General features: G+C 49.2%; 23 protein-coding genes, 1 tRNA gene and 3 pseudogenes. 18 read left to right on the top strand and 9 right to left on the bottom strand.

The window, feature by feature from the left end:
- Positions 1-80: 80 nt before the first annotated feature.
- Entirely contained in the window at positions 81-1,538 is a 1,458-nt protein-coding gene (gene pepD / locus J4617_RS18375; protein WP_017465809.1) for a cytosol nonspecific dipeptidase, read from the bottom strand.
- A 248-nt stretch (positions 1,539-1,786) separates the two neighbouring features.
- Here pepD and gpt point away from each other — a divergent pair, with 248 nt between their 5' ends.
- The 3 genes from gpt (at position 1,787) to crl (ending at position 4,037) form a co-directional block, all read left to right on the top strand.
- Positions 1,787-2,245, top strand: coding sequence for a xanthine phosphoribosyltransferase (gpt, locus tag J4617_RS18370; protein WP_001292018.1), 459 nt, complete (start codon positions 1,787-1,789; stop codon positions 2,243-2,245).
- A gap of 88 nt (positions 2,246-2,333) precedes the next feature.
- Positions 2,334-3,578 (top strand): esterase FrsA, encoded by a 1,245-nt coding sequence (gene frsA, locus J4617_RS18365; RefSeq protein ID WP_000189586.1) that lies wholly within the window; start codon positions 2,334-2,336, stop codon positions 3,576-3,578.
- Between the two features lie 57 nt (positions 3,579-3,635).
- Positions 3,636-4,037 (top strand): sigma factor-binding protein Crl, encoded by a 402-nt coding sequence (crl, locus tag J4617_RS18360; RefSeq protein WP_000174693.1) that lies wholly within the window; start codon positions 3,636-3,638, stop codon positions 4,035-4,037.
- A gap of 50 nt (positions 4,038-4,087) precedes the next feature.
- On the opposite strand, the gene phoE is transcribed toward crl, so the two are convergent.
- Entirely contained in the window at positions 4,088-5,140 is a 1,053-nt protein-coding gene (gene phoE / locus J4617_RS18355) for a phosphoporin PhoE (RefSeq protein ID WP_001043667.1), read from the bottom strand.
- Positions 5,141-5,422: 282 nt separating this feature from the next.
- Between phoE and proB the strand changes: the two genes are divergently transcribed.
- The 4 genes and pseudogenes from proB to J4617_RS18335 form a co-directional block, all read left to right on the top strand.
- Entirely contained in the window at positions 5,423-6,526 is a 1,104-nt protein-coding gene (gene proB / locus J4617_RS18350; RefSeq protein WP_001285275.1) for a glutamate 5-kinase, read from the top strand.
- A gap of 11 nt (positions 6,527-6,537) precedes the next feature.
- Positions 6,538-7,788 carry a glutamate-5-semialdehyde dehydrogenase gene (gene proA / locus J4617_RS18345; protein ID WP_000893231.1) on the top strand — a complete coding sequence of 417 codons (1,251 nt, stop codon included), beginning with the start codon at positions 6,538-6,540 and terminating at the stop codon, positions 7,786-7,788.
- Between the two features lie 115 nt (positions 7,789-7,903).
- A tRNA-Thr gene (locus J4617_RS18340) sits at positions 7,904-7,979 on the top strand.
- A 163-nt stretch (positions 7,980-8,142) separates the two neighbouring features.
- Positions 8,143-8,379: pseudogene (locus J4617_RS18335) on the top strand (Arm DNA-binding domain-containing protein); the annotation flags it as partial.
- Between the two features lie 35 nt (positions 8,380-8,414).
- Here J4617_RS18335 and J4617_RS18330 read toward each other — a convergent pair.
- Positions 8,415-9,577 (bottom strand): IS3 family transposase gene (locus tag J4617_RS18330; RefSeq protein ID WP_086011054.1). Its coding sequence is split into 2 segments (ribosomal slippage): positions 8,415-9,313 and positions 9,313-9,577, totalling 1,164 coding nucleotides; the frame shifts between segments, so codons are not numbered across the junction.
- A 66-nt stretch (positions 9,578-9,643) separates the two neighbouring features.
- Between J4617_RS18330 and J4617_RS18325 the strand changes: the two are divergent.
- The 8 genes and pseudogenes from J4617_RS18325 to J4617_RS18285 all read left to right on the top strand — a co-directional run.
- Positions 9,644-9,988, top strand: a pseudogene (locus tag J4617_RS18325) (diol dehydratase reactivase ATPase-like domain-containing protein); the annotation flags it as partial.
- A 206-nt stretch (positions 9,989-10,194) separates the two neighbouring features.
- Positions 10,195-10,518 (top strand): DUF1889 family protein, encoded by a 324-nt coding sequence (locus J4617_RS18315; RefSeq protein ID WP_001573898.1) that lies wholly within the window; start codon positions 10,195-10,197, stop codon positions 10,516-10,518.
- A 341-nt stretch (positions 10,519-10,859) separates the two neighbouring features.
- On the top strand, positions 10,860-12,098 hold the full coding sequence (locus J4617_RS18310; protein ID WP_077248447.1) for an MFS transporter: 1,239 nt from the start codon (positions 10,860-10,862) through the stop codon (positions 12,096-12,098).
- Between the two features lie 131 nt (positions 12,099-12,229).
- Positions 12,230-13,651, top strand: coding sequence for a 3-isopropylmalate dehydratase large subunit (leuC, locus tag J4617_RS18305; protein ID WP_001749079.1), 1,422 nt, complete (start codon positions 12,230-12,232; stop codon positions 13,649-13,651).
- A 1-nt stretch (position 13,652) separates the two neighbouring features.
- A complete protein-coding gene (leuD, locus tag J4617_RS18300; RefSeq protein ID WP_000379343.1) occupies positions 13,653-14,279 on the top strand; it encodes a 3-isopropylmalate dehydratase small subunit in 627 nt (208 codons plus the stop codon).
- A 14-nt stretch (positions 14,280-14,293) separates the two neighbouring features.
- A complete protein-coding gene (locus J4617_RS18295; RefSeq protein ID WP_000780210.1) occupies positions 14,294-15,172 on the top strand; it encodes a fumarylacetoacetate hydrolase family protein in 879 nt (292 codons plus the stop codon).
- Positions 15,172-16,086 (top strand): alpha/beta hydrolase, encoded by a 915-nt coding sequence (locus J4617_RS18290; RefSeq protein WP_000105592.1) that lies wholly within the window; start codon positions 15,172-15,174, stop codon positions 16,084-16,086. The genes J4617_RS18295 and J4617_RS18290 overlap by 1 nt, the downstream gene beginning before the upstream one ends.
- 33 nt (positions 16,087-16,119) lie before the next feature.
- Positions 16,120-17,085, top strand: coding sequence for a LysR family transcriptional regulator (locus J4617_RS18285; protein ID WP_000859020.1), 966 nt, complete (start codon positions 16,120-16,122; stop codon positions 17,083-17,085).
- Here the strand turns inward: J4617_RS18285 and J4617_RS18280 are convergent.
- The gene (locus tag J4617_RS18280; RefSeq protein ID WP_001675688.1) at positions 17,030-17,302 is read right to left on the bottom strand and encodes a hypothetical protein; all 273 of its coding nucleotides are present in this window, start codon (positions 17,300-17,302) and stop codon (positions 17,030-17,032) included. The genes J4617_RS18285 and J4617_RS18280 overlap by 56 nt on opposite strands.
- A gap of 690 nt (positions 17,303-17,992) precedes the next feature.
- Here J4617_RS18280 and J4617_RS18275 point away from each other — a divergent pair.
- Positions 17,993-18,391 (top strand): outer membrane protein, encoded by a 399-nt coding sequence (locus J4617_RS18275; RefSeq protein ID WP_000766837.1) that lies wholly within the window; start codon positions 17,993-17,995, stop codon positions 18,389-18,391.
- 46 nt (positions 18,392-18,437) lie between these two features.
- On the opposite strand, the gene stbE is transcribed toward J4617_RS18275, so the two are convergent.
- From stbE to J4617_RS18250, 5 genes are all read right to left on the bottom strand, one after another.
- Complete coding sequence (gene stbE, locus J4617_RS18270) at positions 18,438-19,196, bottom strand: fimbrial biogenesis chaperone StbE (RefSeq protein ID WP_001247039.1); 759 nt, start codon at positions 19,194-19,196, stop codon at positions 18,438-18,440.
- Positions 19,162-20,487 (bottom strand): fimbrial usher protein StbD, encoded by a 1,326-nt coding sequence (gene stbD / locus J4617_RS18265; RefSeq protein WP_000899096.1) that lies wholly within the window; start codon positions 20,485-20,487, stop codon positions 19,162-19,164. The genes stbE and stbD overlap by 35 nt, the downstream gene beginning before the upstream one ends.
- A gap of 4 nt (positions 20,488-20,491) precedes the next feature.
- A complete protein-coding gene (locus J4617_RS18260; protein ID WP_017465402.1) occupies positions 20,492-23,065 on the bottom strand; it encodes a fimbrial outer membrane usher protein in 2,574 nt (857 codons plus the stop codon).
- Positions 23,049-23,810, bottom strand: coding sequence for a fimbrial biogenesis chaperone StbB (gene stbB / locus J4617_RS18255; RefSeq protein WP_000781492.1), 762 nt, complete (start codon positions 23,808-23,810; stop codon positions 23,049-23,051). Before stbB ends, J4617_RS18260 begins: the two co-directional genes overlap by 17 nt.
- A gap of 61 nt (positions 23,811-23,871) precedes the next feature.
- Complete coding sequence (locus J4617_RS18250) at positions 23,872-24,408, bottom strand: fimbrial protein (RefSeq protein WP_000062033.1); 537 nt, start codon at positions 24,406-24,408, stop codon at positions 23,872-23,874.
- 663 nt (positions 24,409-25,071) lie between these two features.
- Here J4617_RS18250 and J4617_RS18245 point away from each other — a divergent pair.
- Together J4617_RS18245 and J4617_RS18240 are read left to right on the top strand one after the other, a co-directional pair.
- Entirely contained in the window at positions 25,072-25,806 is a 735-nt protein-coding gene (locus J4617_RS18245) for a transcriptional regulator (RefSeq protein ID WP_017465401.1), read from the top strand.
- Positions 25,779-26,079 (top strand): annotated as a pseudogene (locus tag J4617_RS18240) (hypothetical protein). Before J4617_RS18245 ends, J4617_RS18240 begins: the two are co-directional and overlap by 28 nt.
- Positions 26,080-26,276 lie beyond the last annotated feature (197 nt).

The raw sequence follows: 26,276 nt of genomic DNA, 5'->3' as shown, positions 1-26,276 counted from the left end.
GAGAGCTTATCTGGCAATGGATACCCGATATTCCATATTGATAGCCCGTCCAGAAATGGGACGGGCATTTTAGCGCTTTCTTACTTCGCAGGAATCGCTTTCAGCAATTCGGTCAGCAGAGTCCAGTAGTGGCCGACGCTTTCGATATGTACCTGCTCATCCGGAGAGTGAGGTCCGGTAATGGTAGGCCCAATAGAAACCATGTCCATATCCGGATAGGGTTTCTTAAACAGACCGCATTCCAGGCCGGCGTGGATAATTTGGATGTTCGGTGTCTTGTTGAACAGACGCTGATAGGTTTCCCGCACCAGGTGCATGACCGGCGAGTTCGCATCGGGCTGCCAGCCAGGATAGCTGCCTTTTGCTTCGGTTTTCGCGCCAGCCAGCTTGCCCAGCGAATCCAGCATACTCACCACATAATCTTTACCGCTGTCGATAAGAGAGCGAATCAGGCAGTGAATTTCGACATTCGCATCAGACATTGTGACCACGCCAACGTTCAGCGATGTTTCCACTACGCCTTTCGCCACGTCTGAATTGCGGATCACGCCGTTCGGCGTTGCGTTCAGCAGGCGCAAAAAGGTATCGCGTGACGGCGCGGTCAATGCGGCTTTATCACTGGCAACCTCATTGAGTTGCAGCGTCAGGTTTTTCTCTTTTTCCGCCAGTTCGTTTTTCAGAATATCCTGGTAAGCGTTCACTAACGTTTTCAGAGCGCCTACGTTGTCTGCGGCAACGGCGAGGGTAGCGAACGCTTCGCGCGGAATCGCGTTACGCAGCGTGCCGCCGTTGAAATCGATCAGACGCAGATCCAGTTCTTCTGCGTGCCCGGCCAGAAAACGCGCCAGCAATTTGTTGGCATTGCCAAGACCGAGGTGAATTTCACCACCGGAGTGGCCGCCTTTCAGGCCTTTCAGGGTTAGCTTAAAGCACGCAAATCCTGTGGGTACAGCTTCACGGGTCAACGGCAGATTAGAGGTAAAATCAATACCGCCTGCGCAGCCCATATAGATCTCACCTTCTTCTTCAGAGTCGGTGTTGATCAGGATGTCGGCCTGCAACCAGCCGGACTGGAGGCCGAACGCGCCATCCATGCCCGCTTCTTCGGTCATGGTCAGCAGCACTTCCAGCGGGCCGTGGACGACATTATCGTCAGCCAGTACCGCTAACGCAGAAGCCATTCCAATACCATTGTCGGCACCGAGCGTAGTACCGCGCGCTTTAACCCATTCGCCATCAATATAAGGCTGGATAGGATCTGTAGTGAAGTCGTGAACGGTGTCGCTATTTTTTTGCGGCACCATATCCAGATGCGCCTGTAAAACGACCGGCTTGCGATTTTCCATACCTGCAGTGGCGGGCTTACGGATCAGAATATTACCGACCTGGTCGCGATCCACGTAAAGGCCTTTCTCTTTGGCCCAACTCACAATATGTTCCGCGAGTTGCTCTTCGTGATAGGACGGGTGAGGAATAGAACAGATTTTGGCAAAAATATCCCACAAAGGTTGTGGTGATAACTGAGACAGTTCAGACACGATAAGTCTCCTTGGCGGTGGTCTGAAAAACGTTCTTACAGGCCACAGGGTTAGCGGAATTGATAACTCTTACGAGATGCGACTGAGAATACCACTTTCTCCGCCTGCGGGTAGTATAAAGCATACAAAAAGAGGCGTGGATTCCGCTAAACACTGGTTTTTAGCGCGTCAGGTCTCTATAATCTCGCGCAACTATTTCCCCCTCGAACACTTTTTAAGCCGTAGATAAACAGGCTGGGACACTTCACATGAGCGAAAAATACGTCGTCACCTGGGACATGTTGCAGATTCACGCACGCAAACTGGCGAGCCGCCTCATGCCTTCAGAACAATGGAAAGGCATTATTGCCGTAAGTCGTGGCGGCCTTGTACCGGGCGCACTACTGGCGCGTGAATTGGGCATTCGTCATGTCGATACCGTATGCATCTCCAGCTACGATCACGATAACCAGCGCGAACTGAAAGTGCTGAAACGTGCAGAAGGCGACGGCGAAGGCTTTATCGTCATCGACGATCTGGTCGATACCGGCGGCACTGCCGTCGCGATTCGCGAAATGTACCCTAAAGCGCATTTCGTCACGATTTTCGCTAAACCGGCGGGCCGTCCGCTGGTTGATGATTATGTTATTGATATTCCTCAGAACACCTGGATTGAGCAGCCCTGGGATATGGGTGTGGTATTTGTACCGCCGATTTCAGGTCGTTAATCAGCAGCTTTTCAGAGCGCCCGGCAATGCCGGGCGCTGTTTTATTGGTTACAATAAGCCTCTATGAGTATCCAAGGAGGCTGCACGAATGACACAGGCTAACCTCAGCGAAACCCTGTTCAAACCCCGCTTTAAACATACTGAAACGTCTACCCTTGTCCGTCGGTTCAATCGTGGGTCGCAGCCGCCCATGCAATCCGCGCTGGACGGTAAGAACGTCCCGCACTGGTATCGCATGATAAACCGCCTGATGTGGATTTGGCGCGGCGTTGACCCACGAGAAATCCTTGATGTGCAGGCGCGCATTGTGATGAGCGACGCAGAGCGAACGGATGATGATTTATACGATACGGTCATCGGTTACCGCGGCGGCAACTGGATTTATGAGTGGGCAAAGCAGGCGATGGACTGGCAGCAGAAAGCCTGTCAGGAACAGGACGCCATGCGCAGCGGACGCTACTGGCTTCATGCCTCAACGCTCTATAACATTGCCGCCTACCCGCATTTGAAGGGCGATGAGCTGGCGGAGCAGGCGCAGGCGCTGGCGAATCGCGCCTATGAAGAGGCCGCGCAGCGGTTGCCCGGCTCGTTACGTGAAATGGAATTTGCCGTTCCTGGCGGTTCGCCTGTCACCGCGTTTTTACATATGCCGAAAGGGGACGGTCCGTTTCCGACGGTGCTCATGTGCGGCGGCCTGGACGCCATGCAAACCGACTATTACACCCTGTATGAACGCTATTTCGCGCCGCGCGGTATTGCGATGTTAACGCTTGATATGCCTTCGGTTGGATTTTCATCAAAGTGGAAATTAACCCAGGATTCCAGCTTGCTCCATCAGCATGTGTTAAAAGCGCTTCCTAATGTCCCCTGGGTGGATCATACCCGTGTTGCGGCGTTTGGTTTCCGTTTTGGCGCCAACGTTGCGGTGCGTCTGGCCTATCTGGAAGCGCCGCGTTTGAAAGCGGTGGCTTGCCTGGGGCCGGTGGTCCATGCGCTACTTAGCGATCCGCAACGACAGAGCACGGTGCCGGAGATGTATCTGGATGTGCTGGCCAGCCGTCTGGGTATGCATGATGCTTCGGATGAGGCGCTGCGTGTGGAGCTCAATCGCTATTCGTTGAAAGTACAGGGGCTACTGGGCAGACGTTGTCCTACGCCAATGCTTTCCGGCTTCTGGAAAAACGATCCTTTCAGCCCGGAAGAAGAGTCTCGCTTAATTACAACATCATCTTCAGACGGTAAGCTGATAGAGATCCCTTTTAACCCGGTGTACCGTAATTTTGACCACGCGCTGCAAGAAATTACCGACTGGATTAATCATAGATTGTGTTAATAGATTGATAAATTCTATTGATTTGGTAAAACAGTTGCTTCATTAAAGGAGATCGCAATGACGTTACCGAGTGGACACCCGAAAAGTAGATTGATCAAGAAATTTACCGCGCTTGGCCCCTATATCCGGGAAGGGCAGTGCGAAGACAATCGTTTTTTTTTCGATTGCCTGGCAGTTTGCGTCAACGTGAAGCCCGCGCCAGAGAAGCGTGAATTTTGGGGCTGGTGGATGGAGCTGGAAGCACAAGAGAAACGCTTCACTTATCGTTATCAGTTTGGTTTGTTTGATAAAGAGGGCAACTGGACCGCAGTGCCGATTAACGAAACCGAAGTGGTGGAGCGACTGGAATACACGCTACGCGAGTTTCATGAAAAGCTACGCGACCTGCTGATTTCTATGGAGCTGGCGCTGGAGCCGTCTGACGATTTCAACGACGAGCCGGTAAAACTGTCGGCATAACCCTGCTGTCATGCCTGATGGCGCAGCGCCATCAGGCACAATGCGACTTATCAGAACTGGTAGGTCAACCCTATTGCCACAATATCATCGTCATTAATGCCTAACGTGTTATCGCTATCAAGCTGATTGATTTTGTAATCTACAAACGCGGACATATTTTTGTTGAAATAATAGGTTGCGCCAACGTCAATGTAATTCACCAAATCCTCACTGCCGACGCCCTCAATATCTTTGCCTTTTGACAGCACATAGCCTAATGACGGACGCAGACCAAAGTCAAACTGATACTGGATAACCGCTTCGAAGTTTTGAGTTTTATTGGCAAATCCGCCGGAAACTGGAGTCATGTTGCGGGTTTCTGAATAGAAAGTCGCAATATAAATATCATTCGCGTCATACTTTACACCCGTAGCCCAGGCTTCGGCTTTATCGCCCGTACCGCGGCGCTGCAGATTTTGCTCCCTGGTACGATCGGAGAGAGTATAAGCGCCGCTGACGGCAAAATCACTGCCGCCGAAATCATAGCTCACGGAAGTGCCGAAGCCGTCGCCGTTTTGCTTTTTCACATCGCGATCTTCGTTTTTCCCCTGATACTGTAAGGTAAGATCCAGTCCATCAACGATGCCGAAGAAATCGGTATTGCGGTAAGTCGCCAGCCCGCTGGCGCGTTTAGTCATAAAATTATCGGTCTGGGCGGAAGAGTCGCCGCCGAATTCGGGAAACATATCCGTCCAGGCCTCAACATCGTACAGCGCGCCCAGGTTACGTCCATAGTCAAAAGAACCGATATCTTTTAATTTCAGGCCAGCAAAGGCCAGGCGGGTTTTTTGCTGGGACGAATCACTTTCGGCTTTATTACCGGCAAACTCAGCTTCCCAGCGCCCGTAGCCGGTCAATTGATCGTTAATTTGCGTTTCGCCTTTAAAACCAAAACGAACGTAGCTTTGATCGCCATCTTTGCTGTCATAATCGCTCATATAGTGCATGGCTTTAACTTTTCCATACACATCAAGCTTATTACCGTTTTTATTGTAAACCTCGGCGGCGTGAACAGATGCTGATGCGATGATACTCACCACTATTGCCAGAGTGCTTTTATTCATTTCCATTCCTGTTTTAATTACGCGCTATGATTTGTCGGGAAACCCGGTAAAAAACAGGAAGGTTTTTAACGTTCGGTAATGAAAGATTTATGACAAAGTGAGAATTTTTTTAAAAAAATATGTTTAATTGTTGCGGTAATAAAATGGTCAAATTCCGCCGCTACGCTTGCTGATCCTGCGCAACAAAATTTCACGCTATGCGTACAGGTTGTTGGCAACCGGAGCCAGTCCTGCTAAAACGTTCATTTGGTCTTTATTTCTTATTTTGAACGGCAGAGAATCATGAGTGACAGCCAGACGCTGGTCGTAAAACTCGGCACCAGCGTGCTAACAGGCGGATCGCGCCGCCTGAACCGTGCCCATATCGTAGAACTTGTCCGCCAGTGCGCGCAGCTACACGCCGCGGGACATCGTATTGTTATTGTTACCTCTGGCGCGATTGCCGCCGGACGTGAACATCTCGGCTACCCGGAACTGCCGGCAACGATCGCCTCTAAACAGCTTCTGGCGGCGGTAGGGCAAAGCCGTCTGATTCAACTGTGGGAGCAGTTGTTTTCAATTTACGGTATCCATATCGGGCAGATGCTGTTGACGCGTGCGGATATGGAAGACAGAGAGCGCTTTCTGAACGCCCGCGATACGCTACGTGCATTACTGGATAACCATATTGTGCCGGTTATCAATGAAAATGATGCCGTTGCGACAGCGGAAATTAAAGTGGGCGATAACGATAACCTCTCCGCGCTGGCGGCGATCCTGGCAGGCGCGGATAAACTGCTGCTGCTGACCGATCAGCAAGGATTATTTACCGCCGATCCGCGTAGCAATCCGCAGGCGGAGCTTATCAAAGATGTGTATGGCGTTGACGATGCGCTGCGCTCTATCGCGGGAGACAGCGTTTCCGGGCTGGGAACCGGTGGTATGAGCACTAAGCTTCAGGCGGCAGACGTGGCCTGTCGCGCGGGTATTGATACGATTATTGCCTCAGGCAGTAAACCGGGCGTGATCGGCGATGTGATGGAGGGGATTTCCGTCGGCACCCGTTTTCATGCGCAAGCCTCGCCGCTGGAGAACCGCAAACGTTGGATCTTCGGCGCGCCGCCGGCAGGTGAAATTACGGTTGATGAAGGCGCGACCGCGGCAATGCTGGAACGTGGCAGTTCACTTCTGCCAAAAGGCATCAAAAGCGTGACGGGCAATTTCTCGCGGGGGGAGGTCATCAGAATTTGTAACCTGCAAGGGCGTGATATCGCTCATGGCGTCAGCCGTTATAACAGTGATGCTCTGCGGCGGATAGCCGGTCACCACTCTCAACAAATCGATGCGATTCTGGGCTATGAATATGGCCCGGTCGCTGTTCATCGTGATGACATGATTACTCGATAAGGAACAGGCATATGCTGGAACAAATGGGCATTGCTGCTAAAGCGGCGTCGTATAAGCTGGCGCTGCTCTCCAGCGGCGAAAAAAATCGCGTGCTGGAAAAAATAGCCGATGAACTGGAAGCGCAAATGGAAAGTATCCTCAGCGCGAACGTACAAGATGTTGAGCAGGCGCGAGCCAATGGCCTGAGCGAAGCGATGCTGGACCGCCTGGCGCTGACCCCTGCGCGTCTGAAAGCGATTGCTGACGATGTGCGCCAGGTCTGTAATCTCGCCGACCCGGTCGGGCAGGTGATCGACGGCGGTCTGCTGGACAGCGGGCTACGTCTGGAGCGCCGCCGCGTGCCGTTGGGCGTGGTTGGCGTTATCTATGAGGCGCGTCCGAATGTTACCGTTGATGTGGCTTCTTTGTGTCTGAAAACCGGTAATGCGGTGATTCTACGCGGTGGGAAGGAGACGTATCGCACGAATGCCGCAACCGTTCGTGTCATTCAGAAGGCGCTGAAAGCTTGCGGTTTACCGGAGGCGGCGGTTCAGGCGATTGATAATCCGGACCGTTCGCTGGTCAATGAAATGCTGCGTATGGATAAGTACATCGATATGCTGATCCCGCGCGGCGGCGCAGGCTTGCATAAACTGTGCCGCGAGCAATCCACCATTCCGGTGATTACCGGCGGGATTGGCGTGTGCCATATTTTTGTTGATAGCAGCGCAGACATCGCCCCGGCGCTGAAGATTATTGTTAACGCCAAAACCCAGCGCCCGAGCACCTGTAACACGGTGGAAACCTTGCTGGTGCATCAGGACATCGCAGAACGCTTTTTGCCTGCGCTGAGCAAGCAGATGGCGGAGAGCGGCGTGACGTTGCATGGGGATGAAACCGTCATGCAGGTACTGCATGGCCCTGCCAAACTGGTGCCGCTGAAACCGGAAGAGCTGGATAACGAGTTTCTGTCTCTGGATCTGAACGTTGTGGTGGTCGAAAATATGGATGGCGCTATCGCCCACATTCGCGAACATGGCACTCAGCACTCCGATGCGATTTTGACGTGTGATATGCATAATGCTGCGCGTTTCGTGAACGAAGTGGATTCCGCTGCGGTTTATGTCAACGCCTCTACCCGTTTTACCGACGGCGGGCAGTTTGGGCTTGGCGCAGAAGTGGCGGTCAGCACGCAGAAATTACATGCCCGCGGTCCGATGGGGCTTGAAGCGCTTACCACCTATAAGTGGATCGGCTTTGGCGATGGTACGATTCGTGCGTAATTAATGACGAGCGGTGCAAAAATAGCCGGTTGAGTAGCAAGGCTATTGACGCACCGCCCGGTTAGTTTTAACCTTCTACCCCGTGATTCACCCGCGTGAACACACCCTTCTCAGGGCCGATATAGCTCAGTTGGTAGAGCAGCGCATTCGTAATGCGAAGGTCGTAGGTTCGACTCCTATTATCGGCACCATATCAAGTTCCTCAAACGTCCGTATTTATCCATAAATACACTGATTCATAACGACTTTATTGCTTTTTTGTCCATCACCGTCCGTAACCATCCAGTAGAATCCGACACTGAATGTGTATAGGATTGTGTATATGTTCCTGTTCGGTCTTGGATTCCTATCCACATGCCTTTAAACGATATGCAGATTCGCCGCGCTAAGCCTGAAACTAAAGCCTATACACTCGGAGATGGGCAAGGGTTGTCATTGCTAATTGAACCTAATGGAAGCAAGAGCTGGCGGTTCCGTTATCGTTTTGCCGGTAAGCCAAAAATGATCTCGCTGGGTGTGTATCCGACGATCACACTTGCAGATGCCAGTTCTCGTCGTGATGATGCCCGAAAACTTGTGGCAGAAGGAAAGAGCTGTGATCCTACCCGCGTAATATGGGCACAACCCTAAGCGAGGTTCTGGTTTTCAAATTGTTCCGGACTGAGACCGCCACAGGCACTGTGACGACGCCACCGATTGTAATCACACTCACTATAATTAAACACTGCTGTCCGCATTATTTCCCGGCTGACAAAGTCCTCTCCGTGGATACATTCCACCCTCAGCGTATGGAAGAAGCTTTCCGCACAGGCATTGTCGTAACAACAACCTCTGGCGCTCATACTTCCCCGCAGATTATGGCGTTTCAGTAAGCTCTGGTAATCCGTTGAACAGTACTGACCGCCTCTGTCTGTATGCACGATGACATTTTCCGGACATTTACGCCGCCACAGCGCCATCTGTAACGCATCGCAGGCAAGCTGTGCTGTCATCCGCGAGGACATCGACCAGCCAATGACTGACCGCGACCACAGATCGATAACCACGGCCAGATAAAGCCAGCCTTCACCAGTGCGAAGATACGTGATGTCACCCACCCACTTCTGATTCGGGCCGCTGGCGTAAAAGTCCTGCTTCAGCAGATTCTCTGAGACTGGCAGACCATGTTTGCGGTAACTGACCGGACGGAACCGGCGCGAGGCTTTCGCCCGCCGCCCCTGCCGACGCAGGCTGGCCGCCACGGTTTTCACGTTGAACTGGTAACCCTGAGCACGAAGCTCATCCGTCAGGCGTGGCGCACCATAGCGTTGTTTTGCGTCACTGGATGCTTCCCGGACGACGTTATCACAGACAAGGCGGAACCGCTGACGCTGGTTTATCTGATGACGACGCTGATGCCAGACGTACCAGCCGCTACGGGCAATCTGAAGTACACGGCACATGGCTTTGATATTGAACTCAGCCTGATGTTTTTCGATGAAGACATACTTCATTTCAGGCGCTTCGCGAAGTATGTCGCGGCCTTCTGGAGAATGGCCAGTTCCTCATCCCGTTCTGCCAGTTGACGTTTCAGACGGGCGATCTCAGCGGACATCTCCTGCTCGCGTTCAGAAGAAGAGAGCTGATTTTGCTGTTTGCTTCGCCAGTTGTAGAGCTGTGATTCATACAGGTTAAGTTCGCGGGCGGCAGCGGCCACCCCAATGCGTTCAGCCAGTTTCAGGGCTTCCTGACGAAATTCAGGCGTGTGCTGCTTGCGTGGCTTTTTGGTGGTTGATGCTGGTTTTGTTATGTGAGTCACCTCTTACTTGTGAGTTTACTCACTTAGTCGCGTGTCCACTATTGCTGGGTAAGATCAATGGCCTCGCTGACCAGTCATGGCATGAACGCCGTGCATATCCAGGATCTTCTTGCGGTGGATACGTTTATTCCCCGCGCGGTACAGGGTGGCATTGCCGGGGAATGTTCAATGGAAAACGCCGTTGGCATTGCGGCGATGGTGAAATCCGATCGCTTACAGATGCAGGCTATCGCCAGCGAGCTAAGCGCCCGGTTAAATACCCCAGTTGAAGTCGGTGGTGTGGAAGCCAACATGGCTGTGGCTGGCGCGTTAACGACGCATGGATGCGCCGTGCCGCTGGCGATCCTCGATTTAGGCGCAGGATCCACCGATGCCGCCATTATCAATAACGATGGCGCAGTACGGCGTTGTCGCCGGGCAGGGTAATATCCGTGGTACTGAAGGCCCGCGCAATGCGGTAGCGACCGGGCTGGTTTTAGCCGGAGAAGCCAAAAAATAGTGCAGAAAACAGCCGCGCAAGCGTTTAGCTGCGGGGTAAGTCAAAGAAAGGCGATGTTCTCTTTGATATCCCGGCGGAGTTGGGTACATAGTATCAAGGTGTCTCTCACGTGGTTAATTTTAAGGATAAGAGCATGCCAACAGCAATTGAAAAAGCCTTGGATTTTATTGGTGGTATGAACACTTCGGCGTCAGTGCCCCATTCAATGGATGAAAGCACCGCTAAGGGAATTCTAAAGTATTTGCATGACTTAGGTGTGCCAGCGAGTCCGGAAGTTGTGATGGCACGGGGTGAGCAGGAGGGATGGAATCCTGAGTTCACGAAAAAAGTGGCCGGATGGGCAGAAAAAGTCGCCTCCGGTAACCGCATCCTTATCAAAAACCCAGAGTATTTTTCGACCTATATGCAGGAGCAGCTCAAAGAACTCGTGTGAGCTGACTATCGAATAAAACGCTAACGGACGTTTCCATCTAAGGATGGCGGCGTCCAGAAGGGGTTGCCAGTGACAATTTTGGACTGCCGATTCATTTCTTTTCGTCAAATTAATGTCTATATATTTATTGAATAAATATATAGTTCATAACTTACTACGTTGCCATTACCGCGTCATTCTTAGATGATCTACATTTCATAAAACACTTGATTCCATTTTGTCTCTATTAAGAAAAATAAAATGTGAACGCTGTCAATTCTGCAAACGTAAAAGATAAATATTGTATACACGGATGTTTGTTGGCAAACAGGCAGATGGCAATCAGGATCTTTTACGGAACATTGTGTATGAAAAATAATATTGAAGAGACAATAGGTAAGTACTTGCCTATTTTAATGATATTACCTCTGGCGGGTTTGGCAGAGTTAGCTTCTTTATATTCAATCCAGGCTTTATTACCAAAGTTAAGTGAGGTTTATAATATCCCATTGAATCAGGTAGGGATGATTTTGTCTGCTGAGGTGGGGTTTCTGGCATTAGCCATGTTATTTAGCGGCACGTTATCTGACCGTTTTGGGCGAAAGCCAATCATTTTTTATTCGTTGCTGGCAGGAGGTATTTTAACTCTATTGTGCGCAACTGCATCATCATGGCCGATGCTGGTGGTATACCGCGCTTTGCTCGGCATTGCAGTAAGTGGTATTACGGCGGCCGTTACAGTCTATATCAGTGAAGAAGTCTCTCCTGCTTTGGCAGGGATTGTTACTGGATATTTTATTTTTGGCAATTCGCTAGGGAGTATGTCTGGTCGTGTGTTTGCAACTTTGATGATGGAGCATGTATCTATAGATACGATTTTCTTTATCTTCGGTGGTGTTCTGATTGCTATGGCACTCGCGGTGAAGTTGTTTCTCCCGACATCCCGACAGTTTGTTCCTACACCTTCACTACAGCTTGGTGCAGTGTTGAAAGGCGGGTTGGAACATTTTAAGAATATCCGCGTATCATTATGTTTTGTCATTGGATTTATTCTTTTCGGCTCTTTTACGTCCATCTTTAATTTTCTGGCGTTTTACCTGCATCGACCGCCTTATGAGCTGAGCTACACCTGGATAGGTTTGATTCCAGTTAGCTTCTCATTAACTTTTTTTCTTGCGCCATATGCTGCCCGTGTCGCGTTGAATATTGGGTCGATGAATGCGCTCAGTATGCTGATCATCTGTATGATGGTCGGTGCATTTCTCACGCTAATCGCCCCTTCTCTGTGGGTTTTCATTTCAGGTATCGTTTTACTGTCAGTCGCATTTTTCTCTGCTCATTCCACCGTATTAGCTTGGGTCAGTTCACGGAGTCCAAACGCAAAAGGACAGGCGACATCGTTTTATCTGCTTTGCTACTACTCTGGCGGCGCAGTAATGGGGTATTTAAACGGGTATCTTTTCTCCTGGCAGGGATGGAATGCTATTGCGGCATCATGTCTGATGATGCTGGGGATAGGATTATTTATCTGCCGGTTTATTTTCGCAAAATATGAGAAACAACCGCAAATCAAAAAACAGTCAATTCAGGAGAGTTTCTGATTATAGACACGAAGTGTGTTTTTATACTTTCCATAATGGAATCATCATTTTTTCATTAATGTGTCACTATAGCTAAAAGCTTAAATTGTGAATATTTGGCTACCCGGATATTCGTTGCTCCAGGAATATATATGTCTGCTAAAACGCTGTATGAAAAATTAGTTGAGTCACATACCATTCGTGAACTTGATAACGAAGGACATGTTTTACTTTATATTGATCGTTCAATACTGAATGAATATACCAGCCCGCAGGCATTTAGCGGGTTAAGAGAACGCGGCCGCACCGTTCGGCACCCCGACACGTTTTTATTGAATATTGACCATGTTAATCCCACGCGGTCGCAACGGGATATCTTAATGACCGATCCGGGAGGACAGCTACAGGTTGATTACTTTCGGGAAAATGCCGCTGACTTTGGCATCACATTATTTGATGTGCTGGATCCGCGTCAGGGGATTGAACACGTGGTTGCTCATGAACAAGGGCTAGTGATGCCTGGTATGGTGATCGCCGCCGGGGATAGTCACACGACAACCTACGGTGCATTTGGCGCGCTGGGCTTTGGTATCGGGACGTCGGAAATTGAACATCTGCTGGCCACGCAGACGCTGGTTTACCGCAAGCTCAAAACCATGCGCGTAAGTGTTCAGGGAGAGCTACCTTTCGCCTGTTCCGCAAAAGATATTGTTCTTGAATTGCTTGAACGTATTGGCGCTGATGGCGCGACGGGATATGCCATTGAATTTGTGGGTGAGGCCATCAGCGCGTTGAGCGTTGAAGGACGAATGACGCTCTGCAACATGGCGGTAGAAGCGGGGGCGCGTGGTGCCATTATTGCGCCGGATAAAAAGGTTTTTGACTATATCTACGGTAAACCGCAAATGCCTGTAGGTGAACTCTGGCAGCAGGCATTGCTGGAATGGTCACAGTTGAGCAGCGATGCTGATGCGGTATTTGATAAGACGGTGGCGATCAACTGCCATGATCTTGAGCCTAAAGTCACCTGGGGAATCAGTCCGGATCAAACAGGTTCCATCACCGGACGTGTTCCTTTCCCGGAACAGGAAACCAATCCGCTTAAGCGCCTGGCGCTTGAGAAGGCCCTTCATTACATGGGATTAACGGCTGGCATGTTGCTGAAAGATATTCGTATCTCTCACGCTTTTATTGGTTCATGCACAAATGGTCGCATTGAGGATTTGCGTGCCGTTGCGAAGGTGCTTGAAGGGCGCAAAATCGCCAGCCATGTTCGCGGGATCATTGTGCCTGGCTCAACAATGGTAAGACGCCAGGCGGAAGAAGAAGGACTGGCGAAAATCTTTATTGCTGCCGGTTTTGAATGGCGGCAGTCGGGTTGCTCAATGTGCCTTGCGATGAATGAAGATGTGTTGTCGCCCGGCGATCGCTGTGCATCAGGTACGAACCGTAATTTCCCTGGACGACAGGGCGCTGGAGCAAGAACGCATTTGATGAGCCCGGCGATGGTTGCGGCGGCGGCGGTAGCGGGGCATCTGGTCGATGTTCGGTCATTACTTCAGGCAGGGGAATAAGATGGATACGTTTAAGCAAATCAGCGGGCGAATTGCGCCGATGCTGGAACCGAATATCGACACTGATGTGATTATGCCAAAACAGTTCCTGAAAGGGATCGATCGCCAGGGGCTGGATAAAGGGGTGTTTTTCGATCGTCGCTTTATGGCTGGCGGCCAACCAAATCCTGATTTTATTCTGAACATGCCGGGCTGGCAGAGCGCGACATTCCTGCTGGTTGGCCCCAATTTTGGCTGTGGATCGAGTCGTGAACACGCCGTATGGGGATTAAAACAACTGGGAGTACGGGGGCTGATAGGTAGCACATTTGCAGGCATTTTCGATGATAACTGCCAACGCAACGGGATCCTCACGGTCTCATTAGATGAACCTGCTTTGGCGCGCCTGGCGCAGCTTGCCGCGAGTGCTGATACCAATTCTATCACTGTTTCACTCGATCGCTGCGAAATTACGACGGCAGAGGAAACGATCTCCTTTGTGATCAGTGAACTCAAACGGGCGATGCTGGCCGCAGGCGAAGATGCGATAGCCTGGACATTGCAATACTTGCCGGAGATTGAAAATTTTGAGGTTGCGCATTATTCACGGCGGCCGTGGTTAAAACGCCCTGCATCCCCGCGCGGTTAAGGAAGAAGACTGCAATGAAACTGGTTCAATATCTTGTGAACGGTGGCAAACGCTACGGCATTATGCAGGAAACCGGAATAATTGATCTCTCGCAGCGGCTTGGCGACAAATATCCCACTTTGAAATCTCTCCTGTGCGCTAATGCGCTGACGGATGCGGCGTTATGGTGTGATGAGCCGGCGGATTATTACTACCAGGAAGTCACTTTTCTGCCGGTGATTGACGATCCGCAGAAGATCATCTGTGTCGGAATGAATTACGCCGATAAGCGTATTGAGTTTAATGAAACCAACCCGGCCCCAACCCTTTTTGTCCGCTTTGCGGATTCTCAGACCGGGCATAATGGCCTGCTGCTGAAGCCTGAAAATACCAATGAGTTCGACTACGAAGGTGAATTAGCCGTAGTGATTGGGCGGCGATGCTCCCGGGTCAGCGCTGAGGATGCTTTAGATTATGTCGCCGGATACAGCTGCTATATGGATGGTTCAGTGAGGGACTGGCAGCATAGCTGGTTTACGGCTGGAAAAAACTGGCCTTCGACAGGATCATTCGGTCCGTGTCTGGTGACCACAGACGACATTCCCGATCCCCAGATGTTACGTTTACTGACACGACTAAACGGGCGGGAGGTGCAGAACGAATCTACGGCAAATATGATCCATCCTATCGCTTCACTCATTGCTTATATAAGCACCTTTACTCTGCTTTCCCCTGGCGACACGATCCTCACAGGGTCGCCTGGTGGAGTGGGCAAAAAACGCGTTCCACCGCTGTTTTTACACGATGGTGATGTTATTGAAGTTGAGATTGAACATATTGGAACCCTGCGCAATGTCGTCCGGGATAGCCGTTATTTAACATCATCTGTTAGCTGGCATGACGGGAGAAAGTGATGAGTACACTGATTGAATGCGGTGCCTCTCCGTTTATTCCGGGGTTTGCGCTCAAGGATGTTCGTCTGGAAAATGGTCTGACGGTAAGAGTGGCTATCGGAGGCAGCGGTTCACCTTTGGTACTGCTACATGGGCATCCGCAGAATCATACAACATGGCGGAAAGTCGCACCGACATTGGCGCAAAATCATACAGTCATTTTGCCGGATTTGCGTGGCTATGGCGACAGCGATAAACCAACGAGCGATCCGGCGCACCGTACCTATTCAAAGCGCACCATGGCGCAGGATATCGTCATGTTAATGGATGCGCTCGGCTTTTCCCGTTTTGCCTTTGTAGGGCATGATCGTGGCGGACGCGTAGGACACAGGCTCGCGCTGGATTATCCGGATCGTGTGACCTGTTGTACTTTTATCGACATTGCTCCAACCGCGACGATGTACGCCTTGACCGATAAATCCTTTGCTACGCGTTACTTTTGGTGGTTTTTCCTGATTCAACCTTTCCCGTTACCCGAAACGATGATTGCGCACGATCCGGCATTTTTTCTGCGTAAGCATATTTCTGGCCAGCTAAAAATAGAGGGCGCGACCTCGCAGGAAGCATTCAATGAATACCTGCGCTGTTACCAGAACCCAGAGATGATCCACGCGATCTGTGAGGACTACCGGGCTGCTGCGACGATTGATTTGGACGATGATGCCGCAGATACGTCGGCGCGTATCCGGTGTCCGTTACAGTTGCTGTGGGGAGGGCTGGGAACGGTAGGGCAACTATATGATGTGGTTGGTACCTGGAAAGAAAAGGCGCTAAACGTTCAGGGGGAAGCATTGCCTTGCGGACACTCCCCGCAGGAAGAGTGTCCTGAGTACTTTATCCAGAAACTTCAGTCCTTTTTACATTCAGTGTTATAACTCGGTCATCCTTTGCAACTTCGCACTGATGCTATGAAAACGACACCTGTAGGAAAAAAACATCGCCAGCCCCTTGAGGGCTGGCCTTCTGTTGAAGATCTTTTCGTTTTTGTCACCGTTGCTCGCAACGGTGGATTTGCCCGGGCAGCGCTGGAGCTGGGGTTATCTCCCTCCTATATCAGCAAACGTATCGCTATCCTTGAAAAATGTCTCAACGCCCGGCTTTTTTTTCGAAATAACAGAGTGATGCGTCTCACACCGGAAGGCGAAAATGCGCTGTGTGGGGCTATGCAGGTCGTCAGTGAAATGGATGGCTTTGTCAGTCGTTTGGATAATCAACGTGGTGTGTTGGCTGGTAATATCACCATCAACTGCTCATTTGGTTTTGGGCATAAATATGTCGCAGAGGCGCTGTCGTCATTTATGATCGCCTATCCTGATATTACGGTAAAACTCACGCTAACGGATCGTGAAGTGGATCTGGTGGAAGAGGGGATCGATATTGAAATTCGCGTTGGGGATGATATCAACGAATTGTATATCGCACGGCAGTTAGCCACTAATCGACGGATCCTGTGTGCTTCCCCTGAATACCTCGAACGCCACGGCAAGCCAGAGTCTGTTAGTGCGCTTGTGCAGCACGATTGCCTAATGATTCAGGAAAAAAACTCGGCATTTGGCAATTGGATATTAACGGACGGTAAGCAGCAGACACATTGCCGACTAAACGGTTTTCATTCTTCCAACAGCGGCAGTGTGGTGCTTATTTGGGCCCTGAAAGGCCATGGCATTACATTGCGGTCGGAATGGGATGTTGCGCAGTATATTGAACGAGGTGAGCTGGTTCGCGTGTTGCCTCAGTGGTATCAGGAAGCGAATATCTGGGCTGTATATACCCGGCGTTCATCAAGTTCTGATCGTATCAAAATCTGCATCGATTTCCTCACGGAGCATCTTGCACAATGCTTGCCAGGCGGTAAAGCACCGGGCGTACTGTGATCAGTCGGCGCCAACTGTCGTGGCGCCAGATGCTCTGACTTACGTTTACTGTTAGGTGTTCTTTTTGCCAGCACCCAGTAGCTTTTAGGGCGTTGCGTTGGTGGCGCGGTTTTGTTTCCGCTATCGTGGCGAAGTTATCTTTTATCCCACCACGAGGCCCAACCTCCACATAGATACCTCCATTATTACCGGATTTCTCACCTGGTTTTAACGTCATATTTTATCTCCTGATTTTTGGGTGACGATTATCGGAGGTTGAGAATTCTATTGGTATCGGCTGGATGGCATTGTAAGTATCACACACTCACTCCATAACAATCAGATTGATTGAGCGACTACTTTAGCTCAATAGATATGTGTTCATCTTAAGCGTATTATCGCAGGTTGGTAATTAAAATTCTTTAAAAAACAATACCATCCATCAATTCAATATGCTGATTTTTCGAGGTTTTCTCAAATTTAGTTATGCTTATGTAATGCTACCTAACTGACTAAAAGTAATGCTCTTTTCACACAAAAGCCTTAACAGAGGAAACGCAATATTACGTGACTTAATGCCTCTGCTCATTCTCATTAGTTATACCAATGTAATGTTTTCTCACAGCAAAAGAGAAGTAGCTACCTGTGCAGCATTATAGGCGGAAAATCCATTGGGGGTATTACCAAAGATGAAATAGAAAATTAATATTATTAATTAAATGAATATGAAACAGGTATTGTTCCTGTTATCGTTACAACCTTTTCTGTCATAACAATCTTCTCATTTTCTTTCTCGCATACTTGCTGAGCATGGTATAAATGTCTATGAGGACGTCAGCTCGGAAAGCATTCGTTCTGCATGGTATGCCTTTCGCTATTCTCAGGGGCGTGAAATGAAAGTTTTCTTTGATGGAGTCTATATAACTATATGAAATTGATAATAATCCTCCTTCTCGCGCTATTCCCGTTATGTTCATCTGCCAGCAATCATTATGCCCTTGTTTTTGAAAATAACACGATACTGCTTGTTTTAAATCTTAAATGTTCTCCCTGTGATTTAAACTGCGCAAATATTCAATACCAGATTTTCAATAAAGAGACGGAGTCTGTTATTTCAGGGGTTGCTAAGCCTGTGACAACGGGCATCGAAAATAATTTTCGTGGTTATATGATGCGTAATAATAATACGTTCTACACATTAATTGAATCAGATAATGAAAACGTATGGGATATGTCTGTTGAGGAGAAGGGAACTCAACAGAACAAAGATGCCGTGCAAAAAGTAAAATATCAGCTTAATGCTATTTTTGACAATGGTACATGCTGAGTCTGGCTTGCCTCAGGGATACGATCGTATCCCTGAATATTTCCCATCAAAACTCAGGAGTAAAATCATTCTCACTAATATATTTTTCCAGTATGGCGGTATATTGTCGCCAGTTCCCGGAGTCATTGATTACTGCATAATTTATCGATGCTCCCGGCGTTGGCGAGCGTGTTAGCGGCACATCACGTGCTGTTTTCGGCGCAACCATGATATCGCCGATACTTTTCTTGTCATCCGTCGTTAGTGTTAAACTCATATACCACGAGGTGGGGTTAACTATCCGTATAGTATTCTCTTTAGCAATAAAGCGTAATTTTTTCTCCTCCGCTTCCGTTGGCGCTTTTAATCCGGTCGGGCGAATTAAAATTTTTAGCCGCAAACGAAGCGGTAATACCAGTTTTCGCGGGTGGTTTTTAATGTCCTGGGTGACTGGCGGTATCTGATAAATGTTTAGCCAGAAGAGACTCTCCCGGTCCGTTGCCAGCTGCTGGCGGGAACTCAGGAGCAGGCGAAGCGTTCTCAGTTCTCCTGGCTGCATTTTAAATACCGGCGGCAGCGCCACCAGCGGCGTTTTGCTGTTATCCGGAGAGGCGTCAATGTTTCCGGCGTCGGTCCATACCTGTAACAGCATCGGCGTTGTATTATCGTTGGATAATGTCAACGATTGAGCGACCTCATCTGAAGCAAAAATAATTCGGGTTCTGTCAATATTAACGGCGGCTTGTGCCGGGCCATACCATCCCGTCAACCCAAGTAGCGTTAATATGACTTTACTGAAAACTAACCACTGCCTGTAATTGCGCATTCACGCTTCCTGCCGTTACTGTTTGTCCGCCGATCGCCTCAAGCGAGGCAGTAAAATCACCGCTGTAGGTTTCTACTGAACCGGATGATACCCGTGTGGTTAAATCTTTATAGCCATACCAGCCTCGGGCGTTGCCAGTGCCTGTCTTGATCCGATCGGGTAACAGGTTAATCGGCGTACCGGCATCGTTATAGATGCGGATACCCACTCCGGAAGCTACGCCAGGTTCGCCATAATGGGTGTCCAGTAGCCACGACAGACCGCCTGCGGATGTGGTTAGCCCCAGGCGACGCGCCGCCGCCACAGCGGTGGGTTGATTAACGACAAACCCCATTGCGACATTAGCGGCGCTGGTGGACGGGAGGGCACTGGACACTGCGCCGGACTCACATTCCAGGCTGACGTGGAAAGGCGCCTGGCTATTGCCTCCGGCGGCTAATATGCCAACGGCGACAGGGGGAATTTTCACGATCGCAGGATAATCTTTGATTTTACATAACGCGCCGCGAACATAGGTGACGCTATTATATGTACTCCATGCCCCGGGCCAATAGCTGGGCCAGCCATAATAATCGCTGGCATGATCCAGTCCCGCTTTGATCCGCTCGGTAATCAAGCCTGGGCCTTTAAAGGCGATATAACCCCGAGGCTGCGTCCAGGTATCTCGGTCCATTGGATTCTGGTAGGCAAAATATTTTCTTGAGTCAATTTTAAACATCTCATATAACACGTTGCTAAACGCGCTGGCAGGAATATAAATATATTTGTCATCCTGAAACCAACTGTCTGCGGTAAGTTGGCGTTCTTTCCAGAAACGGCTGTAATATTCGCCGGTACTGAGGTTTGTCATACGGACAGCAACATTACGCTCCACATCATAATAAGCGCCTTCTACTTCGGGAGTAAAAAATGCCCCCGCAAAAGCGCTATCGCCATTTGTCGAATACATCTCATAGAGCTTCCCGGCATCGGCGGAATCGCAGCGGTAAAGTACCTGTTTACTGGAATAGGGCGTGCCGGTGGCGGCCGTCAGGAAGTTACCGATCCCACTGGCCAATAGTGTGCCGGAGGGTTGAAAAGTTTCACTATTACTGACGCTAATCACCGTTGGCAAACCGATATTACCGGTATTCGTGTCAGTTGCGCCGATCCAGTTTTGCGCCGTGTAGCCCGCTTTTATCGCCGCGTCAGAGAGCGCGCTCTTATCGGTGACTTTGATACATGACGACCATGTTCCGGCGCTGACGAACAGGCTGGTGATAAACAATAGCGTTCGGAAACTAAAAAGCATTGTGCTATTCCTTCTCGCAGATTTTGTTCAGATAGAGAAACGGTTCTTTGGTGTGAAGATCGAGTTGGTAGGCAACCCGGCAACGCTGGTTTGCCCCTGTTCCCCAGCGCACCAGTAGAGAACCCGACGGATGGGCGATACGGGCATAAATCTGCCCACTCTGGCCGACCATGCCGATGTTTGTGCCTTCACCGTTGAAAACATCAGCGCCCATTGGCGGTATGCCGCCATCCGGCATCTTCACGGAGATCAGCACCGCTTTGCCGCTGATAGTGGCGAAATTGACACGCGCGATGGCGCCGGCATAGGGCACAATCTGCTGACTTCCTCCCGTCAGTTCGGCATCGCTGCGCATCTTACGGGTATCGAGCGTAACGTTATTGACGCGGTAAGGAGATAACGAAGGCAGAATGGCGTAACCAAAGCGATCAACCACAGCGCCCTGGCCATTTTGTACGATCGCGCCCTGCGCGCCATCGGCATGAATAAGCGCAAAGGTATCGCTGGTATAGGGGCCAGCCGTCAGACCGCCAGGGTGAAGTACCAGGGTGCCGGACGCGCCCAGCCCTTCCTGACGATAGTTATCACCCTGGTCATAGTTGGCGCGAAGTGCGCCAAACCGGGTGTTCTGTTGTAGATTACCGCCAAACGTCGTTGGCGCGCTGCTATCGCTATTACTATTGCGATAACGCTCGTAGCCGCCATAAACCGACCATGACAGGTCGCTGTTTTCACCGCTACTGCCGGTCATAGATACGGTTGAGGAACGGCTTTGACTGGACTGGTTATAATTCATGGCGACAGACGTTCTGTTTTCGCCCCAATCCAGCGGTATAGAGACATTAAACGACATTGTGGTTTCGGTATATTTTTGTCGGCTACTCACGTCCAGTGGTTCGTTGACGCCGTGATAAAAGCGATCGTAATCCCAGGTGGTGCGCTGTCGTGCGATATTCACCCCGTAGCTTATATTCCGCCACTGGTTGCTATACCCCATTTGTAGCTGTGTTATACGCGATTGGTTATTGTAGTAGTCTGCGGTGCTGGCGCTGAGGTTAAGCGTGCCAAGCCGTCCTAACGGCTGGCTTACCGTCGCGGACAGGCGATTGCGCTGATGCAGCGTGTCGGAGTAGTAATCAATCCCCGTTTTTGCTTCCCGGCGTACGCCGAGCACGTCCTGAAGATCGCGAAAGCCGTTGGTTGAATAACGATAAGCCGCCAGTACCAGGTTAGTGCCGGTGGTAAACGTTTTGCTGTAACTGAGTTCCGCGCGCCAGCCTTGCTGGCGATCGTTATGCTCTGCGCGCGCGTTCGACCAGGTGGCGTTAAGGCCGAACGCGCCCATACCGGTGGCCCAGACGCCGCCCGCCAGCCATGCCTGGTAACGCTGCGCAATTCGTGAACCGAGGTTGAGGGTAATGGTGTTATTAACGCCGTGCTGGAACGTTCCCTCAAAGAAACGATTTTCAATATCGTAGTACTGACGAACCCTGCCGAAGGCCAGCGAATAGTGCCAGTTACCGGGACGTACCGAATCCGGCACGGAAGAATAAGGCACGGTGAAACGTGAAGTTTTACCGCTGGCCTCGATAACCTCTACCTCCAGATCGCCTTGATAACGGGTGTTGTACAGATCGTCAATATAAAATGGGCCCGGTGGAACGTTGGTTTCATAAATCACTTTCCCCAGTTGTTTTACTACCACGTGCGCGCTACTGGCTGCTACGCCCCGAACTTCCGGCGCATAACCGCGTTTGCCCTGCGGGCGCATCCGCTCGTCGGTGACAAGTTTAGCCCCGTTAAAAGACAGACTGCCGAATAAGCTGGAGTCCGTATAGCTATCGCCCAGCGACAGGATACTGTTAATAGACGCGACAGGTCTTTGCACCCAGGTTCGAACGCTATTATAGCGCCAGGCGCTTCCGCTCTGGTTGCTATTGGCATAGCGCAGATTACTTTGATGACGGACCTGCCAAAGTCCGAGGTTAACGCCCATGTTTAAACCGCTCCATAAGTATTGGTAGCGATAATGGCTGTCGGTATTTTCGGTGTGGGTCCAGTTTGTGTTATGGCGTAAAAACAGCGCCAGCGCGCCGCTATCCCACTCTGAAGGAGAGATATAACCGCGCGGTTTGTGCGTAAGTTCGGTCATTGGAATCGTCAGCAACAGGCGAAGCGTGGCGCTATCAAATTGCCAACCGGCATGAGGCACCCACCCCCTGAGCGGGCGACACTCGGTCGCAGCGTCGGTCGCAGCGTCGGTCGCGGGGAGTGATTTTATCTGTGCCGCTTTCATCACCGATAAGGGCAGGCAGGGTTCAGTCTGTTGACCCTCTTTTGCAGCATTAAATCGTATATTAGTGCTCGAGGCTACCAGCGTGCCATTAACGTAAACGTCGGCAAGATAGTCTCCGGAAGGCGTTTGCTGTTCATTAAAACGGGCAATATTTTGTCCGTAAGTGGCCCCCTGAAGTAGCGCAGGATCAAAATAATACTCTTCACCCTGCGCGGAGCCTGAGCAAACTATGGCGATCAATAGCGCAAGGCTTTTGCGGTTCAAATTAATGGTGGGGGACATCGTAGCTCTCGCTTATCCTTGCGCCCAGGTCGTTAACCAAAGTAACGGTGACTGTACCGGAGAAGGATTTGAGTGACCGTTTGCCCGGCAGCCACCAGGTTTGACTGGAGAAAGGGGCAATCATGTCAGCATCCAGGTTATACGAAGCGCCGTTCACTTTTACATTCAGGTTACTTAAAGAGGCAAACCAGGGCTGCGGATTAACAATAACAATACCGCTTTTTCCGGAACCCTTATTTACCGTTTTAATCTGTAGTTTTTTCGCCAGATTATCAGGTTTACCTAGCCCGTCAGGACGATAGAAAAGTTTTATTCTTGAGCGCAGCATCACCAACATTTTATTTTGCCCGCTGTCGCTGCCAATATTCGTTGGTGGTACCTGTAATACGTTAAACCAGAATACTGACTCACGATCCTGCGGCAATTTTTTCGTGTTGTTATAAATTACGCGTACCACCTGGCCTGCTTTGGGTTGAATACGAAATACCGGCGGCGTGGCAATGAACGGCATCGCGCTGCTATTTTCCGGGCTGGTATTCATATCGCCATCGTCAAACCAGGTTTGTACGATATAAGGTATTGCATCATTATTTTTTAACTGCACATCTACGGAGGAGGCTGTTGATGGGTAAATTATTCGGCTACCCAAAATAGTAACGCTCGCCCACGATGCTGTGGCGGGTAGGGCCAGCAATAGAAAAACTATTAAGTAATATAATGCGGAATGTCGGGTATCCATTTTCATCTCAACAACTCCCTGGCGATTGAAAATGGTCTGGCGTTTCAACGCCAGACCGTAGCGACAATTATTTATACGAAACGGCGTATTGAAGGGTGGCAGCGACTGTCCCCGCCTCTGCTTTCCCGGTAGAGTAATACCGCGCGGTATAAGTCGCGCTCGCTTCAGAAGCATTTGGTTCCAGCTGTAGGTCGCCGTCGCCAGTAAAGCCGCCGGTCAGATTGATTGGCTCCCCTGAAGTGTCGAGTAATTGGACTTCAACATTTTTCGCGCTGCCAGTATTACCCAGGTTACCGTTACTGGTGACCTGATTACCGACAAAGACAGTGGAAATTTTTGTTGTTTTGTCCTTAGAGCCGGTACACCCGGACAGCCCAATATCAAACGTTATTGGCCCCGCAGTTTTCCCTTGTTCTGATAAATCTTTAGTACTTACTGTTGGCAATAACACGACGGGTTTAGCCTGATTACCATTAATCACGACAGAGCATGTTTCATCAGAGACCTCCCCTTGAAAGGTGATGGTGTTATCAGAAACAGCCATCGCGCTGCTGGAGACAAGAAGCGAGCCTGTGATCATTGCTAAATATTTTTTCATAGACATATGATAATGTTCCTGTATTAATCTTTACTTTTTCAGAACGAGTGCAATTCGCCCGAATGTTTCGTGCTTATGGAGGAGTGGTAAAAATAACGATCATTAACTCTATTTTTGGATGTGAGCTATACCCTCCTGACTATTGATAATGCGATATAAAACAAACAGACTTATTTCTCTCATCATGAAATAGAGCGATAAGCGCTTTCGTCCATACATCTCATTAGTACAACTGATAGTGTTATCATTTAATTGAGTGTAATCCGATAACAATTCTCTCCGCGTCTGAATAGATAGACTATGTTGCAATACAAACCTGCACATTTTTGCTATGTAAAATCCGCATCAGTTAAACCTCCCGATGGATAATACGATGGTGAGATTAAGGTAAATTTTCTGAAATGTGCTTCTGAAACAGTATAATTAGTCTTACTTTTTTCTTACTTTTGGCCTTTCAGAAGTTTCCTGAGTTTGCGTTAAGGTAAAGAAAAGTGTTCAGATTTACCTATAACTGTTTGATTTGTAATGTGCAGGTAATACTTGTGTCAATTATTGTTTACTATAAGTGAGACTTATAAGTTAAACTCAGGTTAATTAGGGGGCTGAATTCTTTTTTGAGCATGATAATATGTCGTCTGAATGATGGATGCAGTTACCTTTAGGATTGTCATGAATGAAAGCATATTTTTACTTGATAAGCGTGTTGTATTTGATAGTACGAAGATGACCTTATCGCATGGTAATGAGATAATCAGAATATCAGAAGCTGAGACCCATCTGCTTCTTGCTTTTTGGCATGGTCTTTACAAAAAAGAAGATATTATTCATTTTGTTTGGGAAAATCGTGGAGGCTGCGTCTCAGAATCAAGTTACTATAAACTCATTAATCAAATGAGAAATGATTTTAGTAGCATCGGTCTACAGCCATCTGATATCGTAACTCGCCCTCGGGTGGGGGTATCGCTGTCTGTTGCCATTGAACCTATAAAAAAAATCACCTCCCTAAAGGTGAGTGATGAAAACGTTAAAGGCTCCCCGACTCGGGAGAACATATTTTACAAAATTAAACGTCACAGCGTATTTGTGGTATTAACAGGAGCCATTATTCTGGCATTGTTCTATGGTGTATTTACTATATATAAAGCGCCTGTTCGTAACAGCCCTGATAGTTTTTTTACATATCTTGGCGAATATAATGATTATGCAATCTATAAAACAAAAGAGGATAAGGTCACATTAAGTGAAGTAGTTTTTGCTTTTAACTCTCTAAAAATTAAAGTTTACCGGCAAAATGGACGCCATCTTTATTATATCAGGGAGCCTAACATGAATATTTTTCTGCAATGCTTAAATCCTGTTGAAATGGCGGTGCCAAAATGTATTACAGTAAAAGAACGTTACTGATTATATTTGTAATATTTATCGCCATTGTCGCAATCGGATCGGTAATAGCGCTTGAGTGGGTAAATCGTGACTCTTATAGAACCAATAATCTTATATGCACGACAAAATCAGAAGCGTATATTGAACCACGAAAATTGTACATGGATGGTGGACTTGTGCTGGATCTTAAATCTGGCAGGATTACCTTACACTACGATGTTACTACCGATACGAAAGAGAAACGGCTTTTTTTTCGTGATATCTGCATCAGCAAACTGCGCAGAACGGGTATGAAAACATTTACTTTTAAAGTCAATTCAGTTAAGACTTTTGAGTCTGATACTGCTGGCGATTTGTTTTCCTGGTTGAGACTGTTACAGCCTGGTACGATTAATGAGTTAAAGATGGTCAAAATTGGGAAAAATACCTACATGTTTTCGCTTAATCGACATTTGTATAATGTGTGTACCACCAGTAGTAACGTTGAGTTG

The organism is Salmonella sp. 32010601201800023SM (assembly GCF_017572235.1).
GTDB classification, from domain to species: domain Bacteria; phylum Pseudomonadota; class Gammaproteobacteria; order Enterobacterales; family Enterobacteriaceae; genus Salmonella; species Salmonella enterica.
This window is presented reverse-complemented; position numbering and strand designations above follow the sequence as displayed.

Coding starts and splice junctions, on each gene's coding strand:
- gpt (WP_001292018.1), top strand. CDS start 1,787: ATGAGCGAAAAATACGTCGTCACCTGGGACATGTTGCAGATTCACGCA.
- frsA (WP_000189586.1), top strand. CDS start 2,334: ATGACACAGGCTAACCTCAGCGAAACCCTGTTCAAACCCCGCTTTAAA.
- crl (WP_000174693.1), top strand. CDS start 3,636: ATGACGTTACCGAGTGGACACCCGAAAAGTAGATTGATCAAGAAATTT.
- phoE (WP_001043667.1), bottom strand. CDS start 5,140: ATGAATAAAAGCACTCTGGCAATAGTGGTGAGTATCATCGCATCAGCA.
- proB (WP_001285275.1), top strand. CDS start 5,423: ATGAGTGACAGCCAGACGCTGGTCGTAAAACTCGGCACCAGCGTGCTA.
- proA (WP_000893231.1), top strand. CDS start 6,538: ATGCTGGAACAAATGGGCATTGCTGCTAAAGCGGCGTCGTATAAGCTG.
- leuC (WP_001749079.1), top strand. CDS start 12,230: ATGTCTGCTAAAACGCTGTATGAAAAATTAGTTGAGTCACATACCATT.
- leuD (WP_000379343.1), top strand. CDS start 13,653: ATGGATACGTTTAAGCAAATCAGCGGGCGAATTGCGCCGATGCTGGAA.
- J4617_RS18295 (WP_000780210.1), top strand. CDS start 14,294: ATGAAACTGGTTCAATATCTTGTGAACGGTGGCAAACGCTACGGCATT.
- J4617_RS18290 (WP_000105592.1), top strand. CDS start 15,172: ATGAGTACACTGATTGAATGCGGTGCCTCTCCGTTTATTCCGGGGTTT.
- J4617_RS18285 (WP_000859020.1), top strand. CDS start 16,120: ATGAAAACGACACCTGTAGGAAAAAAACATCGCCAGCCCCTTGAGGGC.
- J4617_RS18280 (WP_001675688.1), bottom strand. CDS start 17,302: ATGACGTTAAAACCAGGTGAGAAATCCGGTAATAATGGAGGTATCTAT.
- J4617_RS18275 (WP_000766837.1), top strand. CDS start 17,993: ATGAAATTGATAATAATCCTCCTTCTCGCGCTATTCCCGTTATGTTCA.
- stbE (WP_001247039.1), bottom strand. CDS start 19,196: ATGCGCAATTACAGGCAGTGGTTAGTTTTCAGTAAAGTCATATTAACG.
- stbD (WP_000899096.1), bottom strand. CDS start 20,487: ATGCTTTTTAGTTTCCGAACGCTATTGTTTATCACCAGCCTGTTCGTC.
- J4617_RS18260 (WP_017465402.1), bottom strand. CDS start 23,065: ATGTCCCCCACCATTAATTTGAACCGCAAAAGCCTTGCGCTATTGATC.
- stbB (WP_000781492.1), bottom strand. CDS start 23,810: ATGAAAATGGATACCCGACATTCCGCATTATATTACTTAATAGTTTTT.
- J4617_RS18250 (WP_000062033.1), bottom strand. CDS start 24,408: ATGTCTATGAAAAAATATTTAGCAATGATCACAGGCTCGCTTCTTGTC.
- J4617_RS18245 (WP_017465401.1), top strand. CDS start 25,072: ATGAATGAAAGCATATTTTTACTTGATAAGCGTGTTGTATTTGATAGT.